Here is a 17,813-nt window from a genome sequence, read left to right on the forward strand (position 1 = left end):
ACAAAGGAGGCTGGCATGTTACAAACAATTGAAGTTAGGATAGATGATGACGGTCATGTTTTTCCTTTGAAATCGTCAGAAAAACTCCCCGTTGGCTATGCATTGTTAACCCTGTTAGAGCCGATAAATTATGAATCGGCGCTTTTATCGGAGCAAGCCTTATCGGAAGATTGGCTGAAACCAGAGGAGGATGAAGCATGGGCGCACTTACAACCGGTCAAGTAGTGGTGTTGCCGTTTCCTTTTTCAGATTTAACGCAAAATAAATCACGTCCCGCTTTGTTATTAGCCAATGCTGAACGGGGCGATTGGGTTGCGTGCCAAATTACCAGCAGAGCTTATACGGACATTCGGGCTATTGAAATAAACAATGACAATTTTATCGACGGTAGCCTGCACTGTGTAAGTTATGCGAGGGTAGGTAAATTATTCACGGCACATGAAAGTTTATTTTCCGGCATTGTCGGCAAACTGGGCGAAGAAAAGTTAAATGAAATTAAAAGTGCGGTTATTTCATTGCTGCAAAACACCAACGATACCTCGCTATGAACAAAGCACTTTTAGAAGCTCAAATTAAAACCGTGATCACCCACTATCATGCGCCAATAGTGCGTTATCGGCATTTGGCATTTTCCAGCAAAAATTTTGCGGTGCTTGAGCAAGTCACTCATATCTTACAAATGCAATTGCCTCATTATACGGTTTGGAATGGTGAGAAACCCGATATTAGCGTTGCGCCGAGTTTACCGTGTCCGCGCCAATATTTTATCGCCCAAGCCTTCGATGCGCCGCATACCGGTTTGATTATTAGTCAACCGGATTACTGGCTTTCCCGCTGGGACATTTTGGATAAACAGGCTTTTTGGTCTGCGTTAAGCACACGGCACGGTGGCCATCCTGTTATTGTGGTTTTTGCCGAGGGCGATAGCTTTGCCAAAATTAACCAACATTATTTTAGCCCACACGCATTAGATGCTATACCTGTCACCTCTTGGGTTTCAACAAAAACAGCACTTTGTTAACACGGATTTTTCATGACTTGCTTAAATGAAATTATTACCATCAATGCCCATTCAAATGACGCTGCGATTGTCGTTCAACGCAGTTTAAGCGATCACCATTTAGTTGAAAGTTTTGCGCCCACTAAAGCGGCGGTAGCGGTTTTAAAACAACTGTGCGAGGCTTTTCTGCCACATGCTACCCAAGAACAACGCGCACTCAATATCCACGGCAGTTATGGTTCTGGAAAGAGCCATTTGTCGGTGCTCATTGCTCAATTATTGCGCGACGGTTCGGGCGATAGCGCTTTTCAACATTTTTTTGATCGGTTACGCAATTTTGGCGAGCCCGCGCTTGCTGATAATCTGAATAACACGTTTCTAGCCGCCGACGATAAGAATGCAAAACCTTATTTATTGGTTTCTTTATACGGTTCAGAAACCCCCGCACTTGGCGATAAGCTCATGGAGGGGCTTTATGACGCTATCAAACGCCATCCGAGCATAAATTCCGCCGATATTTTGCCCACTACCGAATATGATGTGTGCCTAAAACGGTTTGAAACCATGTGCAGCCAATCGCCCGAATTTGTAAAAGCCGATTTATCTCAATGGCAGTTGGCCGAACATTATCTGACGACCGAGGATATGTGCGATGATTTAAAAAACCATCAGCCGATGGCGTTGGAATTATTTAAACGTTGGCATCAAGCGGTTTGTCACGGACAAGCGTTTAATCCGGCTAGTGAAGGCGGTAGTAATTTTATTAAGGCTTATGTCGAGGCGGGTAAAAACTTAGCCGAAAAATATTCATTCGGTGGCATTTTGGTGCTATGGGATGAATTCGGTTTGGCATTGGAGGAGTTAATCAGTAATCCCTATCGTAATGCGGTTGCAGAGATTTTTGACTTGCAACATTTTGTCGAATCCGCTTGTAGTCCTGTTCAGGGGCATACGCTGTTTATCGGTTTAACGCATGTTTCTTTTACCGAATACGGGCAGCGGATGAATTGCGACGCGACGATAAAAAACCGTTTAGAAGCTATTTTCGGGCGTTTTAAAGCATTTAAAATCGAACTTTCGGTAGCTGAGAGTGAAGGCTATCACTTGTTGGGCATGCAAAAATCATGGACGGAATTCGGTCAACAACAATTCGCGCAATCTAAAGCTAATCAAGAAAAACTGATTAGCGTTTGTAGTGCGTTGCCGTTGTTTAAAACTTTGGGACAACATTTGCATGAAGTTAGCAACGAAACTTATCCGTTGCATCCCGTCATGGCCGCTGGCTTGTTTGGTTTATCAGCTATGGCGCAAGCGACTCGTACCGCCTTGACTTTTTTTCGGGATAACAAAAACGCGATTAACGCGCGTGCAATAAGCGAAAATGGGCTTTTTACCGATGAGTTGATTCGCCTGCCGGAACTGGTCGATTACTACAGCGAGGCCATCAAAAAATATAACGGCCACGAATGGGAACGTTATAAACGCGCTGCGGGTAAAATCCCGGTTAACGAATCGCAAGGTAAGCACGACATTTTAAAATTGCTGTTACTCAGTGAATTTTTGGGTGAAAACTTTCAAACCAATGAAGCTTTTTTAGCCTGTGCCTTGTACGATACAGAACCGAATTCATTAGCCGCATCGACATTAAATACCGATTTGAATTGGCTAAAAGCTGCCGCATTGATTTGGAAAAATGACGCGACCCAACAATGGACATTGCTGGGGGATACGGGGATAAATGTTGAAAAATTAATCGGAGAAAAATTAAATTATTTTGCGGGCCGCAGCCTGGAAACCTTGCTAAATGACCATCCTGAAATGAAAGCGGATTTGTTGCCCATTTTAGGAGAGCACGATTTAGAGCCATCGCTTTGCGGCATTGTTCGTTCCTTTCAGGTCAGTTTGCTTACGCCGCCGTTTCCAAACACTTTAAAATTGACTAACCCGCTTATCAGCGGACACGTTTATTTGGTATTAGCGAAGGACGCGGAAGAGATCGTGCAAGTTAAAGCTAGGATTCAAGAAACGGCTCGCGCTAATCTTTATTTTTGGTTGCCAACTAGCGGTATTCGTTCTGAGTCGGTTAGTTATGAAGGCAAGGAATTAAAATTTAGCGGCTTATTATGTCGTTATCTGGCGATTGAATTATTGCTGAAGGAAAAAACGGCAACCGATGATTTACGCCGTCAACTTACGGCAAAGTGGGAAAAATCCCGCACGGATTTACAGCGACTTCTGCACATTTTTTATGGCCGTGAAGGCTTGACCAGCGGAAGAAGTGAGATTTTGCAAGCGGGCGCGACTCAGGCGATTGATTGCAAAAGCTGGTATGAATTTAAAGGAGTGTTGGCCGAAAAAATTCAAGCCGAATACCTTAATGAAATTCCTATTCGCGCCATGAATATGAATGGCCTGAATAATGAAAGCTACACGGGTAAGTCGAAATCTCAAAAAATCGTTGAACGCATTTTAGAGTTTGATAGCAATCTCAGTTATCAAACTGATTTGCTGGGCGAACGTAATGATACCAGCGAAACATCGGCGTTGATCGATGGCGTGTTGGGCGCGAATAATTTGTTCATCCAGCGCGAGCCTAAGCGCTGGGACATTAAGCGAGTTGATGAAACCGAGGGGGGCATCAAAGATGTGTTGATGCTTTTGTTCGACACGTTGACGCGCACACGCGAAAAAACTTATTCGGTCGTCGATTTGCGCAAAAAATTGGTATCGCCGCCTTATGGCATTCCCGCTTGTAACATAGCTATTCTTGCCGCCGTCGCCATTCGCCATGATGTCAATCGCTTACGCTGGGGAAGTTGCGGCACTGAAACCGATTTTGCAGTGAATTTGAACAATGCCTTTGTTGCCGACAGCAAGCTTACGATTCGTTTGCATGATTTTAGCTCGAAACAATTAAAGGTTTTGCAAGCCGTTAATGAATATTTCGAATTGACAAGGGAGCCGGATCAAACTGATGCGGATTTTGCGGGGCAAGCGGTCGCTAAACTGCGTGAATTTATCGTCCACAAGCCTGATGTCATCAAACAATCGCCACAATTGAACCAAGCGACCAAGGAGTTGGTGAAAATTTTTAATGCCGTCGGCAAAACACAGCAAGAAATCGCCGACAAACTTTTAGACGCGTTCGGTACCGAAAACACCGGACACGCCTTAAAAATCGCGCTAGATGATTTTGCCCGCATCGAAGATGCCAAACGCCATGAAATCAACCAAAGTTGGAAAGAATTTTTAACTAAAATTGTTCAAGACAAGGAAAATTTGATTTTGCGTTTAACGCATGAAAGAGCCAGTGATTTTGCTAAAAAAGTAGGTGATTTATTAGAGCGTGACCATGTTAGCCCGGATGATTTGACTTCGGCGTTATTGAATCAAGCCGTTGAAAAGTGCGAAGAGCGGGAAATTCATAGGTGTCTTGGACAATTGGATTCATTGGTTGATTATCATCCGCCGCAGTCGCCACCTGAGCCAGTTCCACCGATTGACCCACCGCAGATTAACGAAACTAGAAAAGGGGAGGCAAATCCTACCGAAGTGGTCGCGATATTACGTCAGCACATTAGCGCGTTAAATTTACCCACTGATACGGTAAAGCAGGCATTGGTAGAGTTGTTGCGCGATTACGAGGCTTAATTCATGCCCGTGCAACTCATTTTAGATTATTTTGGCGTTGATGCTGATGATGCGCTGTGTGTCGAGCCTTCTGAACCTTCTATTGCAGCGGTAACACGGCAAATTCATCAGTATTTACGTGAGCAATCGCCTGTGCTGCATCGGGTACGCTTAACGAGTCAAGCACTGTATCATCGGTTTGAACATCTGGAAGGTTTGGACGGTGTTTTGAAAACACAGACGTTAATTCCTCGTGCTTTGGTGGCTGAGAAATTTAAATTGACGTTGCCGGATTGGCTGACGAATGAGACTTGCGTGGCGTTAGGATTATTAAAAAATCCGTCGATTAAAGTACCTTTTGAAGCCTTTGAACGAAATTTATTATACCTTTGCGGTGCGGATTTAATTTCGGGGCAAAGTTTTCAAGCGTTTGCTGATGCGCTAAAAAATCAAGGTGTCGCGTTTTTGTTGTTGCTTGAGTCTGAACCGATAAAACAAACCTTAGTTGATCATCTCGAATTTGATTTAAACATTGAACACGAAATTGCGCAGTGCTTTATCGCGGAATTAGTGGCGAGTGGCGACATATCCGTATTTGTAAAAAAACTTGCCCATCAACAGCATTTGTCTTATTTGCGCCGTTTTACCAGTTATCATCAGTTAGAAATTGCTCTCCCTGCTCAAGCATTGCCCTCGCTATTGTTGGGGTTGCCGCTGTTTTGTTTGGATGACACAAGCGCTAATTCATTGGTCGAAACGTTTTCGTTAGTGTTGAATGCGGCAGTACGTAAAGTTTTAGCGTATGACATACCGGCTGAAGCATTGGCCGATTTATTTATCGCCGATTGGCCTGAACTTTGGACAGAGACAACAGATTCAGTTGAAAGCCATCCGGAGATTGTCAGCGATGCATTGGCGCAAAAAGTAGCCACTTTTTCTAGCCCCGAAGCAAGCTTGTTAGCTAAAAAATTAAAACAAGCTTCGTATCCTTTGCTTGCTAATTCGGCCAGTGTTGAAGAGGTTTTGGCATGGAGCGAAGGTTATTTTGAGTATTGCCGTCATGCGTTTTCGTATAAGCAGACGCTTGATGAAACCATTAACGGCAGCTTTGCTGACTGGCTGCTAACACAAAATGCACGAATTTCGCGCTCTGAATCGTATTGGTTGTATTGCAGCCAACAAATAACTAAATTTTTAAACACCGATTATGCCGTTGTGGTGATTATGGTTGATGCGCTTTCGGCATTAAATCGGGACGTATTGCTGGCTGAACTGGAATCCCTAACGCAACAGGAACAGTTGGCGCTGGCTTCAGAAACCTTATTTGCGCCACTTCCGACCTTAACCGAAGTCGGGAAAATGGCGGTGCTAACGGGAAAGCCCGCTAATCAATTGCCAAACGACCAAGAAACGGCGTTGCGGGAAACCTATCAGGCATTTTTGCCCGAACCTCATTCATTGAAAGTAGGGCGCAGTTGGCGCGAGTCTAAAAATGAAATATTAGACGCACAGACTAAATTGTTCGTCATTTTTGAAAATGAGCTGGACGAGCGACTGCATGATTGCGTCAGTTTTGAAAAGCATCGTGGGGATTTGAAACCCATTAGTCATCGGATTAAAAGCAAAATTAAAACGTTAGTTAAAGATGCGCAGCAGTTAGGGCGCGATATTGTGTTTTTCATCACCGCCGACCATGGCATGACAGTAACACAAGCATTTTATGAGGGTGTACCGTTCGGCGACATCAAAGAGCGCTGTTTTAAAAGCAAAGTAACTAATACCGAAATACCGGCAAGTTTTGTGCAAATTGATCGCTATGTTATTCCTAAACAACGTTGGCGTTTAACGACTGACGGACATCTCGCCCACGGCGGTTTAACGCCTGAGGAAGTGCTGATTCCGTTTATTACGTTAACCACTAAAACACCTGAGTTGCCTGAAACGCACCTTGAAGTGAGCCTTGAAAATAATCAGGCGCGGCGTATAGATGATAAGCATTGGCAAATTGATTTGGTATTAACTTCCAGTGTAACCGCTAGTGATATTTGCATAAAAATCAATGACAGCGTTTTTTCAGGGGCAGAAACGGTGGATAGTTTGCGCGTTAATAAGAGCCAGAAGGTCGCGTTACGATTTAATTGCAGTAATGGACAAGAAGGTCTTATTCGAATAGAGCTAGTCATTTCTTATCATCATTCCGGGGCTAACGAGCAGCTTATTAAGTTTATTGATGTTAATTTTCCGGCATCTTTATTAAAAAAAGATGGGGGCGTACAAAGTTTTGAGGGAATGTTTTGAATAAAGAAGATTTGGACGAGAAAATCCGTGCTAATTTTGCTGAATTGGTGATTGATAAGGCTTTAGTACGGCGTTTAAAAATTCGTGAAAATAGGGCGATTCCTAGTTTTGTTGAAGAATGGCTTATTGCCCGTTTTCAAGAACCTGAAAAAACGGACAGTGAAATTTATCAAGCGATTACCGGTTTCATGAGTAAGCATTTGCCCACAAAAACCGAAAAAGACAAACTTAAACGCCTATTGCAACGCGGTGAGTCACTTGTTTTGTTAGACCGTTTTGAAGTACAGATTGATATAAAAAATAACAAACAACGGGTGACTATTCCCTCTTTGGATGAAACGCAGGCTAGCGTTACGCATGAGGTGTTAGACAACAACGAATCTTTGCTTGAAGGCGGGCAATGGGGGGCGGGACGTTTGATTTTGCGTGACGATGGCAAAGATAAAAAAGTCATTGAGCTGATTGAATTTAATCCGATGCAGTCGGGCAAGGTGAATTTGCAGCAATTAATCAAAGCTCGGCAGCAATTTACAACGCAGGAATGGATCGCGTTTATTTTGCGGGCAATGGGCTATGAACCATGCACATACAGCGATAACGAACAAACGAATTTAATTTTGCGCTTATTGCCGATGTTGCAAAACAATTTGAACATGATGGAACTTGCGCCTAAAGGCACAGGTAAATCGTTTATTTTCTCGAATTTAAGCCGTTATGTTTATTTGAACAGCGGCGGTGGTTTAACGCCCGCGCAGTTGTTTAAGAACTTAAACACCAAAGTCGTGGGCTTATTAGCGAAAAACGATGTGCTGGTTTTAGATGAGGGGCAGTCGATTAGTTTTAAAGGCGCTGATGATATCCAGGCAAAATTTAAAGATTATTTGGAATCGGGACATTACACGATTGGTGGCGACAAAATCACCAGTGACTGCGGCTTGATGATTTTAGCGAATATTGATTTGTACGAAAGCAAACCGCGTCGAACCGATTATATTAGGCATCTACCGGAGATGTTTCATGAAAGCGCGTTGCTTGACCGTTTTCATGGGTTTATTGCAGGATGGGAAATTCCACGCTTTGTGACAGGAAACGCCGCGCAAGGGTTGGGCATGAAAGCCGATGTATTTGGTGAATATCTGCATCAACTGCGCACGGTGAGCACGACTGAATTTCCTTTTGGTCAGTGCCCAATTTTTAGTAAAGATAGTGATATTCGTGATGTTAAAGCCGTGACCCGTTTAGCGACGGCGTTATCGAAGTTGCTGTTGATAAATCCTGATCATTCTGATTATGAAGCGTATGTTTTAACGCCGGCAAAAGAATTGCGTCAACGGGTGCGCTCACAATTGGCTGAGTTAGATCCACATGAGTTTGCATCCGAATTGAAGGTTTATGTGTGAAAAAGCCGCCAATCGGTATACAAACGTTCTCGTAACTGATCGAGGGCAATTATTATTATGTCGATAAAACGGCTTTGGTTGCCGAGCTGATCGATACGGGCAAATATCGCGAGCAGGGTCAAGTCTATATTTTATGCTAAATTCTCAAGTTAGGGTTCCCAAGTAAATCAAAGGTAGGATCAAAATTGCGAAACCGTTTCTAGCCTGAAAGATCAAGTCATTAAATACAAGCACATAAAGGATTGCGGTTGCAGGACAAACAAAGGGAAGCATCCCGGAATAACTGGGGTAAGAATATGAAACCCTAGTTATTTATCAAGCGATAATCGAATGAAAGTAGAGCGTCATTTGGGTTCGGTGCAAGTTCGATATGCTCAATTGAGCGAGGTGCTTGGGCGATCAAAGGTCGAAAGTTGGCAACAGCAGTTTTTTTCGTTGGAAAATATAGAAGCTCTAACGAAATTCGAGACTGAAAAATTTTGAAAGCAATCAATAACCCGCCCGTTGGTAAGTATTCAGACCCCGTTGGCAAATTACCGCAATTCAGGCGTAATTACTGGCCTCCCCCTTTGAAAAAGGGGGATTGAGGGGGATTTATTTAAAAAATCTCCCCTAGCCCCTCTTTTTCAAAGAGGGAGACTGAATACTTTCATATAGAGAATCTTATGCACTACATACGGCAATAGATAAATTTCGTGTCTCCGCAAAACGGGATTTAAATATCAAATAGCGGATTTTTCAATTTGCAATTCACCTCTAAAGGTTACAAGAATGACAAATAAAACTAACGAATCTAGCCCTATGATTAATGCGCTTAAAGAAATTTTTGAACTTGGAAAAAAGACAGCTAAAAACTCACCAAAAGGATTTGGTTTTAAATATATTATGAATGGCGTTGAAAAGTTCTATTATTCAAATTTAATATTAAATTTTGTAAAAAATCTCAACGATGAAAATATTGAAGAATTTAATATAACTGGACTAGAGCTTAAGAATATAGAACAAGAATTTGGAGAATTGTTCAAAAATATACAAGAGAAACTTACTGATATAAAATATGATAACTCTATGGATCGCATGAAATATGAATCCTTTAAAAATAAACTAAATAAGACTAGCAAAGGAGCGTATAACTTTTTATGTGAATTAGAAGCCCAATTTGATAACGAAGCTTGTGAGGAAAAGATCAAAGAATTTAGTAATGAAATTGCTGATTTAGGAAGAGAATATAGTGTTAAATTATCCACCGAGTCAGGTATAGGAATTACAATAGAATTTCAGGATGATGAAGACTACAAGGAGCAATGAGAGTAAAACGAAGCGCGACGAGGTATTTACCCCGTCGCAACGTTTCAGGCGTGGGTGCATATCTGGCATTACGCCGGAATTTAAACGTCCGGGGCGGAAGCTACAAGCTACGGGGTCAGGTCTTGAATTTTGCAAATATGTGCTTGCATAAACGAGACTTGATACCAAATTAAAAGACTTGACCCCATGCGCGCTGCTTCGCTCTGGGTTAATTTGCGAGTGATGAGCGGCGTTAGTTGTGAAGCGTTATGGCGCTATAGCGCTAAAGTGCTATAATCGGCAAAAAAGAGGTGCCTTTTATGAGTGAATTATCAAAAAGATCCACGGTTTACTTCGAGCCAGAGATTCACCATGCCCTTCGGGTTATGGCTGCAAACACGCATCAATCTGTCTCTGAATTCGTCAATGAGGCGGTTCGTATGGCCCTGCGCGAAGATCAAGAAGATCTGAGTGCGTTTGAAGAACGGGCGGCAGAGCCAACACTGAGCTATGAGGAATTGCTGGAAGATTTAAAGTTACATGGCAAATTATGAAATTCAGTTCAAGAAGTCAATTACCAAAGATCTTCACGCTATTCCAAAAAAGGATGTCAAGAAAATACTGGAGCGAATAGATGCCTTGGCGGTAAACCCAAGGAGCGAAGGCTGTATCAAATTGTCCGGTCAGGAGCGTTACCGCACTCGGCAAGGCGTTTATCGGATAATTTATGAGGTCAAGGATGCCGAAATTGTCGTCGTTGTGGTCAAAATTGGGCATCGTTCCCAAGTCTACAAAGACAGCTAAGCGAACAGGGTCAGGTCTATATTTTATGCTAAATTCTCAAGTTAGGGTTCCCAAGTAAATCAAAGGTAGGATCAAAATAGCGAAACCGTTTCTAGCCTGAAAGATCAAGTCATTAAACACAAGCACATAAAGGATTGCGGTTGCAGGGCAAACAAAGGGAAGCATCCCGGAATAACTGAGTCAGAATATGAACCCCTAGTTATCATCAAACGATGATCGAATGAAAGTAGAGTGTCATTTGGATTCGGTGCAAGCTCGATATGCTCAATTGAGCGAGGCGCTTAGGCGATCAAAGGTCGAAAGTTGGCAACAGCAGTTTTTTTCGTTGGAAAATATAGACGCTCTAACGAAATTCGAGACTGAAAAATTTTGAAAGCAATCAATAACCCGCCCGTTGGTAAGTATTCAGACCCCGTTGGCAAATTACCGCAATTCAGGCGTAATTACTGGCCTCCCCCTTTGAAAAAGGGGGATTGAGGGGGATTTATTTAAAAAATCTCCCCTAGCCCCTCGGCAACTGCTCCTGCGTTGCCCTACCTCCTGCATCCGTACAGTCGTCTTTTTCAAAGAGGGGGACTGAATACTTTCGCCCGTTGAGCTGAAAGAATCAGAGCGGCAGTCGCTGCAATTGATCGAGAGCAAGCTAATATCGCATATTGATCAGATGAGCATGGATGACATTTTGAATCGTATAGAGAGGCTTCCTGTAATGATTAAACGTCAACTATACGATGCGCTTTCTGAACGATTGGTTTTGATAATTGATGAAGGTGTGATTTAGGTAGAAACAGGTAGTATTAGGCCTAAAATAACCTGGGTTGGGGCCATGGCCGTTAACAGCGCAGACCATGAACGAAAAAAAAATCGAATCCTAAAAAAATATGCCATGTTAAAGCCGAAAGTTACAGAATTAATTACCGAAGAAGACTGCTTGCAAGGCGAGCTAATTAACGATGTAAAACACGAGCTGATTGATTGCTAATAACTGGGGTCAGGTACGAGCTAAATGATACTGAATTGGCCTACGTTTATTTGGTACCTGACCCTAGTTATTTGCGACCGTCTTCGGCTGAAGCCCTTTGAGTTTCAGATGTTTGAGATGGGATTGATAGTTTTGCTTGATATCGAACGTGGATGATGCTGTCATAGCCATGTAACCGCATGATTCGTCGTGGAATGTTCCCTCGTGTAATGAGGGCGTGTGGTTACATTTTATCGTCAATCAAGCGACGGTTCTTTTCTCCGCGTTAGCGGCTTTGTCCAACCAGCGGGTCAACTTGACCGGCAAAAGTTACGCGCCTATCGTAGCTACGCTTTCGCCGTCAAGTTACCCTTGTCGTTAACAGTATCCGACTCGGCGTCTTGATAATAATTATAATGTAACTACAATGTAACGATGAGCCATTATTCTTTTGGCTGGGATCCTCGTAAGGATGCCGCTAATCGCAAGAAGCACGACGTCTCGTTCCAGGAGGCCAAAACTGCCTTTACAGATGAGTTCGCACGTCTTATAGCTGACCCCGACCATTCTGAAGAGGAGGACCGGTTCATTCTCCTCGGCACTAGCATACATTCTCGCTTGCTGGTGGTGTGCCACTGCATAAGAGATGGTGAGGTTATCCGAATTATCTCTGCCCGTAAGGCGAATAGGCGAGAACGAAAAACTTATGAAGGGTACAGACATGCGTGATAATTACGACTTTTCCGACTCCGTTAAAAATCCATACGCCAAGAAGCTCAAGAAGCAGGTTACGATCCGGTTGGATGAAGATACGGTGGCGTACTTCAAGAATCTTGCGGAGGAAAAAGACCTACCGTATCAGAGCCTTATCAACCTCTATCTGCGTGACTGCGCCCAGTCACATAAGGATCTTAAGATTGAGTGGCAGTGAGCTGTTAACAATCGGCTTCTGTCGGACAGACAAAAGCTCCGGCCAAAAAACGGCCTTCATTTTTGCCTGCCGCAGAGCCGGCCATTATGTTTTAAAAAACGAAAAAAATCGCTATTCTAAAAAAATATGCCATGTTACAGCCGAAAGTTACAGAATTAACTACCGAAGAAGATTACTTGCAAGGCGAGCTAATAGGCGATGTAAAGCACGAGCTGATTGATTGCTAATAACTGGGGTCAGGTACGAGCTAAATGATACTGAATTGGCCTGCGTTTAACTGGTACCTGACCCTGATGTATCCCCACAAAACGCTCGTTCCCATGCACTGCGCTCACCGTTATACACAAATATCATACACAAATATCGGTAAACTTGCTAAACAGAGGTCATCGTATAACTGGAAACGGTGTTGTTTGATAAATCTGCGGATATTGGATATCAGTGGCTCCGAGATCGCGATCTGGGGATCGCTCCCACAGAGCATCCAGCCCCTTGTGGGAGCGACGCCTTCGTCGCGATTTCGAAGTCGGTTACGTTAAGCAGCAATAAAGGGTATCGAGGTCACATTCACCCAGCGCAAACCATGAGCGAATTGCTGGGAATGTTTATAGAAAGTTCGGCAATCATTTGGAGGGCTTGCCTTGCGAACCTTTCGGGTCGGATATGAAGGTCAAAGTGGGGCAAACTTTTTTTATCCCGATGTCAGTGTCGATTGCGATTTCGATGAATCGCAGCCTTATTATGTGCAGTCGCCGATTATCATTGTCGAGGTGTTGTCCAAGGCAACACGCAAGATGGATGAAACGGTTAAATTGCTTTCTTACATCAATATTCCGAGCTTGCAAGAGTATGTGTTGATCGAGCAGGATTTTGTCGATATCCAAGTTATTCGCCGGAATGAGTCATGGCTGCCAAGGCATTACTTTTCCTGATTAGTAAGATGCTTCAGCTTGCCGAAGTCAACTGTCCGAGCAGTGGCCAGTCGTAGCCACTTCTGCGGGACGGGTTATTTAACCCGTCCCCAACGTTTCGGTTTGCCCTAAACAATTCGGCTGACTTCGGCCAAAGCCAAAACGTTTAGGACGAGGTTGCAAACCTCGTCCTGCCAGGGATATGCTGGTTTTTGGGCTTTAGCTGAAGAAACTTGCTAATCAGGTTGCTTTTTGGGGGATGAAATTACTTTTGAATCGATCGATTTTAACTTGCCGGTCGAGGCGATTTACGCGCGGGTGCATAACGAAGAGATGCTTGATTTTTTAAGCAAGCAAGCGGCAAGTGATTGAGTGTACTCGTATTTCAAACCTCCTTACCCATACCATAAAAAAGCTGCCAATCGGTATTCAAACGTTCTCGGAACTGATCGAGGGCAATTATTATTATTTCGATAAAACGGCCCTAATTGCTGAGTTGATTGATTCGGGCAAATATTATTTTTCTGGCGCGGCTGAGAAGATTCGGCAAATCGTTGTTAGCACGCTGAAATCGCTCTTTGCCGGTGAGAAGGCTTTAGTTGTGCCGTACCTCAGCAAAGGGTAGCGGCTATTGGTAGTTCTGATTGATAGAGAAGGCTATCAAAATTCAGTTTTCCGGCGCTTGTTGCGATTTGCCTCGATTGTGGCACATTGCTACAATCGGGAAAACTTTACCCGATTACTTACGAGCTTTAGCAAAACCGGAACGTTACCGATCCCATTAATTCAGTTCATCGGGTCGTTTGACCTTTATCAAATAATCAGGAAACCTTTTGGAGAGTTTGCAAATGGCTACCAGCAGCATACGCTTAGATCAAGACCTCATCGAAAAAGCCACTATCATGGCTAAAGCGCTTAACCGGACCCCTCCGAAGCAGATTGAACATTGGGCGAAAATCGGCGAGATGATGGAAGACAATCCCGATTTGCCATACGAGTTTGTGAGGCAGGCTATCATTGCAAAAGCAGAGCGGGAAGCCGGAAAGCTCGAGGCTTACGATTTTGGTTGAAGCTTCCAGGGTATTTCAGACACCTACATTCAAAAAGGCGGTAAAAAAGCTTAATCCTAATCAAAAAAGCGACCTCGATTCGGCCGTCAAGGCGCTGATGGCCAACCCTGACTTGGGCGAGCAGAAAAAGGGAGATTTAGCGTTTTTGAGGGTATACAAATTTAAAATGAACAAGCAACTGACTCTGCTAGGATACAGTTTTGATGATGGCACATTGGTTCTTGAATTGATGGCCTTAGGCTCCCACGAGAATTTCTATCGCGACATTAAGCGATGATCATAAACAGGTTGTCGATTGATATGATACCGAATGCAAAAAGGACTATGAGCGGTTTTAGGCGATCGTGTTTAACCGCTTTTTTTGTTAAACACGGTGGAAGATCATGAAAAAGCTGCCAATCGGTATTCAAACGTTCTCGGAACTGATCGAGGGCAATTATTATTATGTCGATAAAACGGCCCTGATTGCCGAGTTGATTGATTCGGGCAAGTATTATTTTTTGGCGCGCCCGCGAAGATTCGGCAAGTCGTTATTGGTTAGTACGCTAAAATCGCTCTTTGCCGGTGAGAAAGCGCTATTTGACGGTTTATTTTTGCAGAATCATTGGGATTGGTCGGTGAATTACCCGGTGATCCATATCAGTTTCGGCGGGGGTGTCGTGAATTCCGCTGCTATGTTGGATGAACGTTTTCGGGCTATTTTAGACGAGACGGCTGAGTTCTATCGGGTTGATTTACATCATGATGATTTGGCGAATCGTTTTGCCGAGTTGATCAAAAAGCTGGCGGATCAATTTCAACAGCGGGTCGTTGTGTTGGTCGATGAATACGACAAGCCGATTTTGGACAATATTGAGCATTCGGCGCGGGCTGTTGCGATTAGGGAAGGCTTGCGCAACATTTATTCAGTAATTAAAGACAGGGATGCTTTTATCAAGTTCGCGTTGCTCACCGGTGTGAGTAAATTCAGCAAAGTCAGTTTGTTTAGTGGCTTGAACAATTTACGGGATATTTCGTTGGATGGCCGCTATGCCACATTATGCGGCTATACCTTGGCGGAAATTCAATCGGTGTTTAGCGAACGTTTGTCCGACGTGGATTTCAGCCAGTTGGCCGAGTGGTATAACGGTTATAACTTTTTGGGTGAGAAGGTCTATAACCCGTTTGATGTGTTGCTGTATCTGGAACAGCGTTTGTTCAAGAATTATTGGTTCGAGAGCGGTAGCCCGGATTTTTTGATTCGTTTGGTTAGAGAACGGCAATATGCCATTCCCGATTTAGAGAATGTGGTTGTCGATGAGGCGATGCTCAGCCGTTTTGATATCGATGACATTACGCTTGAAAACCTGTTGTTTCAGACCGGCTATTTGACAATTGAACGGGTGGAGGATTTGGGCGGGGAGCGTTTTTATCACCTGACTTATCCAAACCGCGAGGTCAAGGCAGGTCTGAATAGTCATTTATTGCGGGAGTTGGTGCAATCCGGGCAGGCGACGCGTCAGCAGATGCGCATTTATAAGGCTTTGGAACAGGCCGATCCGGAACAATTGCAACAGGCTTTGACTGCTTTGTTTGCTGCGATTCCTCATGATTGGTATCGACAAAATCAATTGGCTCGATATGAGGGTTATTATGCGTCTATCGTTTATTGTTGTCTGGCGGCCTTGGGGTTGAATGTGATCGCGGAAGATATGACCAACCAGGGTAGGGTCGATTTGACCGTCAAGTTGGCTGAAAAGATTTTTATTATTGAATTTAAAGTACTGGAGGGAAAGCGCGAGTCGGGGCGAGCATTGGCGCAGATCAAGGCAAGAAAATATTGGCAAAAATACGCTACCGGTGAATTTCAGGTGATGTTAATCGGTATCGAGTTTGATAAATCTGAGCGCAATATTGTTCATTTTGAGTGGGAAGCGGTTTAATTGATATTTGTTACTATACCCTTTGCTGGTCAAATTTCGGCGCCGGAGTGTCCGTCAAAGGACGCCGTGAATGCGTCCATGTAGGCTCTGTGACAGCATCCCTGCTGTCAAAGCCTTTGCCGAACACCCCGGCACCTCCACGCATCAATGCCGAAATTTGAAGTGCGATGGGTATATTTCGGCCAAAGCTTAGGATTAATAGCGGTCGCTGTGCAACCGTTGGTTATGTCCCGTATCTTATCGGTGGCCCGGAATTCCAAGGACGAATGTTTTTTAACTGGGCCTCAAGAGGATCTTCCGTAATTTCGGTATCATAGCTTGCCTGAGCCCGCAGCCAATACCCGTTGGACAAGCCAAAGAAACGGCAGAGTCGTAGATCAGTATCTGCGGTTATCGAATGCTTTCCAGCAATAATTTGACTGATTCGCTGCGCAGGGACTCCAATTTCTTTTGCTAGGCGGTTTTGAGAAATACCCATGGGCTCAAGAAACTCTTCTTTCAATAACTTGCCGGGTGTTACAGGGTCAATGTTGCGCATGAATTACCTCTTACCGATCTTCATGCAAACGACCTTCTGTCTCGTTCCCAAGTTCTACTTGGGAATGCCTACCTTTAAGCTCTGCTTATCGTTCGTCAAGCAGAGCTTGATGGTAGACACTCCCAAACAAGAGTTTGGGAGCAAGCAAAAGCGTCAAAGAGCAAATGCATTTCATCAGTGCTGATCGGATGTTTGCCAACTATCCGGTAAATTTGATTTGATGACTTTTTATTTTTATAAAGCACGCGTTTCGGGTTGCGCGAATACGATTATTTGAAATGAAGATAGCATTGAATCCAAAGGAGAAAGCGAGACAGGCCGCCTGAGGGCGGGTGCTATCCCAACCGGCTGAAGCTCCGGGGCTCTCGCGTAAATTGATGAAAAAAATTGTTATATATGCAGTTGCATTGTCGGCGGTGAGTTTGGCTGCCTGTGTCAGTCGCGGTATTAGTGAAAATGTCGTCGACAAGGGGCCGCAAGTCGTGGTTGCTCCATTGGCGCCGGAAGAACGGATGACCATTGCCGTGTCCCGTTTTACCAATGAATCGGTTTACGGCAGCGGTTTGTTTACAGACGCTTCCGGCGATAGGATCGGCAAACAAGCCGCGGATATGTTGTCGCGGCATTTGATGGCGACGCAACGTTTCAATATCGTGGAAAGACAAGACATCGGAAGGCTCAAGTCGGAGGCTGAGTTGATGGGCGCGACAGAACAGCAGTTCAAGCAAAATTTGCTTGGAGTCGATGCCTTGATCATGGGTTCGGTCGTGGAATTAGGGCGCGATACCACCGGCGGCGTTTGGTTGTTGGGTAAAGAAAAAACCCAGCGCGCTCGCGCTCGTGTCGTATTGCGTTTGGTCGATCCGAAAACCGGTCAAGTGTTTTACAGCCAAGAAGGCAGCGGCGATGCGACGATGTCGGCCACCAGTACTTTGGGTTTCGGCGGTACGGCCGGATTCGATTCGACCCTGGAAGGCAAGGCTATCGATGCCGCGATTGTCAACATGATCAATAATGTGGTTTCGACGCTGGATGCACGGCGCCAAAGCCGGCCTCGTTAA

19 protein-coding genes are annotated in these 17,813 nt (G+C 44.2%); 18 read left to right on the forward strand and 1 reads right to left on the reverse strand.

Translation table 11 applies throughout. The features are described 5' to 3' along the window. Positions 1-15 precede the first annotated feature (15 nt). The 17 genes from EQU24_RS07495 (at position 16) to EQU24_RS07580 (ending at position 16,214) form a co-directional block, all read left to right on the forward strand. On the forward strand, positions 16-225 hold the full coding sequence (locus EQU24_RS07495; RefSeq protein WP_017840087.1) for a hypothetical protein: 210 nt from the start codon (positions 16-18) through the stop codon (positions 223-225). Further along, on the forward strand, positions 198-548 hold the full coding sequence (locus EQU24_RS07500) for a type II toxin-antitoxin system PemK/MazF family toxin (protein WP_040575299.1): 351 nt from the start codon (positions 198-200) through the stop codon (positions 546-548). Before EQU24_RS07495 ends, EQU24_RS07500 begins: the two co-directional genes overlap by 28 nt. Then, entirely contained in the window at positions 545-1,021 is a 477-nt protein-coding gene (locus tag EQU24_RS07505; protein ID WP_017840085.1) for a hypothetical protein, read from the forward strand. The genes EQU24_RS07500 and EQU24_RS07505 overlap by 4 nt, the downstream gene beginning before the upstream one ends. A gap of 12 nt (positions 1,022-1,033) precedes the next feature. Next, complete coding sequence (locus EQU24_RS07510; RefSeq protein WP_017840084.1) at positions 1,034-4,651, forward strand: hypothetical protein; 3,618 nt, start codon at positions 1,034-1,036, stop codon at positions 4,649-4,651. 3 nt (positions 4,652-4,654) lie between these two features. Then, entirely contained in the window at positions 4,655-6,928 is a 2,274-nt protein-coding gene (locus EQU24_RS07515) for a PglZ domain-containing protein (protein ID WP_017840083.1), read from the forward strand. Then, complete coding sequence (gene brxL, locus EQU24_RS07520) at positions 6,925-8,328, forward strand: BREX system Lon protease-like protein BrxL (RefSeq protein WP_017840082.1); 1,404 nt, start codon at positions 6,925-6,927, stop codon at positions 8,326-8,328. The genes EQU24_RS07515 and brxL overlap by 4 nt, the downstream gene beginning before the upstream one ends. Before the next feature lie 330 nt (positions 8,329-8,658). Beyond that, positions 8,659-8,811 carry a hypothetical protein gene (locus EQU24_RS22320; RefSeq protein ID WP_017840081.1) on the forward strand — a complete coding sequence of 51 codons (153 nt, stop codon included), beginning with the start codon at positions 8,659-8,661 and terminating at the stop codon, positions 8,809-8,811. Positions 8,812-9,099: 288 nt separating this feature from the next. Beyond that, positions 9,100-9,636: a hypothetical protein gene (locus tag EQU24_RS07525; protein WP_138767121.1), complete on the forward strand. Its 537-nt coding sequence runs from the start codon at positions 9,100-9,102 to the stop codon at positions 9,634-9,636. Positions 9,637-9,935: 299 nt separating this feature from the next. Then, positions 9,936-10,169 carry a hypothetical protein gene (locus tag EQU24_RS07530; protein WP_014147379.1) on the forward strand — a complete coding sequence of 78 codons (234 nt, stop codon included), beginning with the start codon at positions 9,936-9,938 and terminating at the stop codon, positions 10,167-10,169. After that, complete coding sequence (locus tag EQU24_RS07535) at positions 10,156-10,419, forward strand: type II toxin-antitoxin system RelE family toxin (RefSeq protein ID WP_017840078.1); 264 nt, start codon at positions 10,156-10,158, stop codon at positions 10,417-10,419. The genes EQU24_RS07530 and EQU24_RS07535 overlap by 14 nt, the downstream gene beginning before the upstream one ends. A 1,396-nt stretch (positions 10,420-11,815) precedes the next feature. Beyond that, positions 11,816-12,109 (forward strand): BrnT family toxin, encoded by a 294-nt coding sequence (locus tag EQU24_RS07545; protein ID WP_083877668.1) that lies wholly within the window; start codon positions 11,816-11,818, stop codon positions 12,107-12,109. After that, positions 12,102-12,311: a BrnA antitoxin family protein gene (locus EQU24_RS07550; RefSeq protein ID WP_026130102.1), complete on the forward strand. Its 210-nt coding sequence runs from the start codon at positions 12,102-12,104 to the stop codon at positions 12,309-12,311. Before EQU24_RS07545 ends, EQU24_RS07550 begins: the two co-directional genes overlap by 8 nt. A 641-nt stretch (positions 12,312-12,952) precedes the next feature. After that, positions 12,953-13,243 carry a Uma2 family endonuclease gene (locus tag EQU24_RS07555; protein ID WP_051056241.1) on the forward strand — a complete coding sequence of 97 codons (291 nt, stop codon included), beginning with the start codon at positions 12,953-12,955 and terminating at the stop codon, positions 13,241-13,243. A 343-nt stretch (positions 13,244-13,586) separates the two neighbouring features. After that, a complete protein-coding gene (locus EQU24_RS07565) occupies positions 13,587-13,847 on the forward strand; it encodes an AAA family ATPase (protein WP_017840071.1) in 261 nt (86 codons plus the stop codon). A gap of 223 nt (positions 13,848-14,070) precedes the next feature. After that, on the forward strand, positions 14,071-14,292 hold the full coding sequence (locus tag EQU24_RS07570) for a TA system antitoxin ParD family protein (RefSeq protein ID WP_017840070.1): 222 nt from the start codon (positions 14,071-14,073) through the stop codon (positions 14,290-14,292). Beyond that, a complete protein-coding gene (locus tag EQU24_RS07575) occupies positions 14,285-14,569 on the forward strand; it encodes a type II toxin-antitoxin system RelE/ParE family toxin (RefSeq protein WP_017840069.1) in 285 nt (94 codons plus the stop codon). Before EQU24_RS07570 ends, EQU24_RS07575 begins: the two co-directional genes overlap by 8 nt. 106 nt (positions 14,570-14,675) lie before the next feature. Beyond that, the gene (locus EQU24_RS07580) at positions 14,676-16,214 is read left to right on the forward strand and encodes an ATP-binding protein (protein ID WP_017840068.1); all 1,539 of its coding nucleotides are present in this window, start codon (positions 14,676-14,678) and stop codon (positions 16,212-16,214) included. 223 nt (positions 16,215-16,437) lie between these two features. On the opposite strand, the gene EQU24_RS07585 is transcribed toward EQU24_RS07580, so the two are convergent. After that, positions 16,438-16,752 carry a HigA family addiction module antitoxin gene (locus EQU24_RS07585; protein WP_017840067.1) on the reverse strand — a complete coding sequence of 105 codons (315 nt, stop codon included), beginning with the start codon at positions 16,750-16,752 and terminating at the stop codon, positions 16,438-16,440. A gap of 377 nt (positions 16,753-17,129) precedes the next feature. On the opposite strand from EQU24_RS07585, the gene EQU24_RS07590 reads away from it, so the two are divergent. Then, positions 17,130-17,813, forward strand: a complete 684-nt coding sequence (locus EQU24_RS07590; RefSeq protein ID WP_017840065.1) for a CsgG/HfaB family protein — start codon at positions 17,130-17,132, stop codon at positions 17,811-17,813.

Source organism: Methylotuvimicrobium buryatense, assembly GCF_005931095.1.
GTDB lineage: Bacteria > Pseudomonadota > Gammaproteobacteria > Methylococcales > Methylomonadaceae > Methylotuvimicrobium > Methylotuvimicrobium buryatense.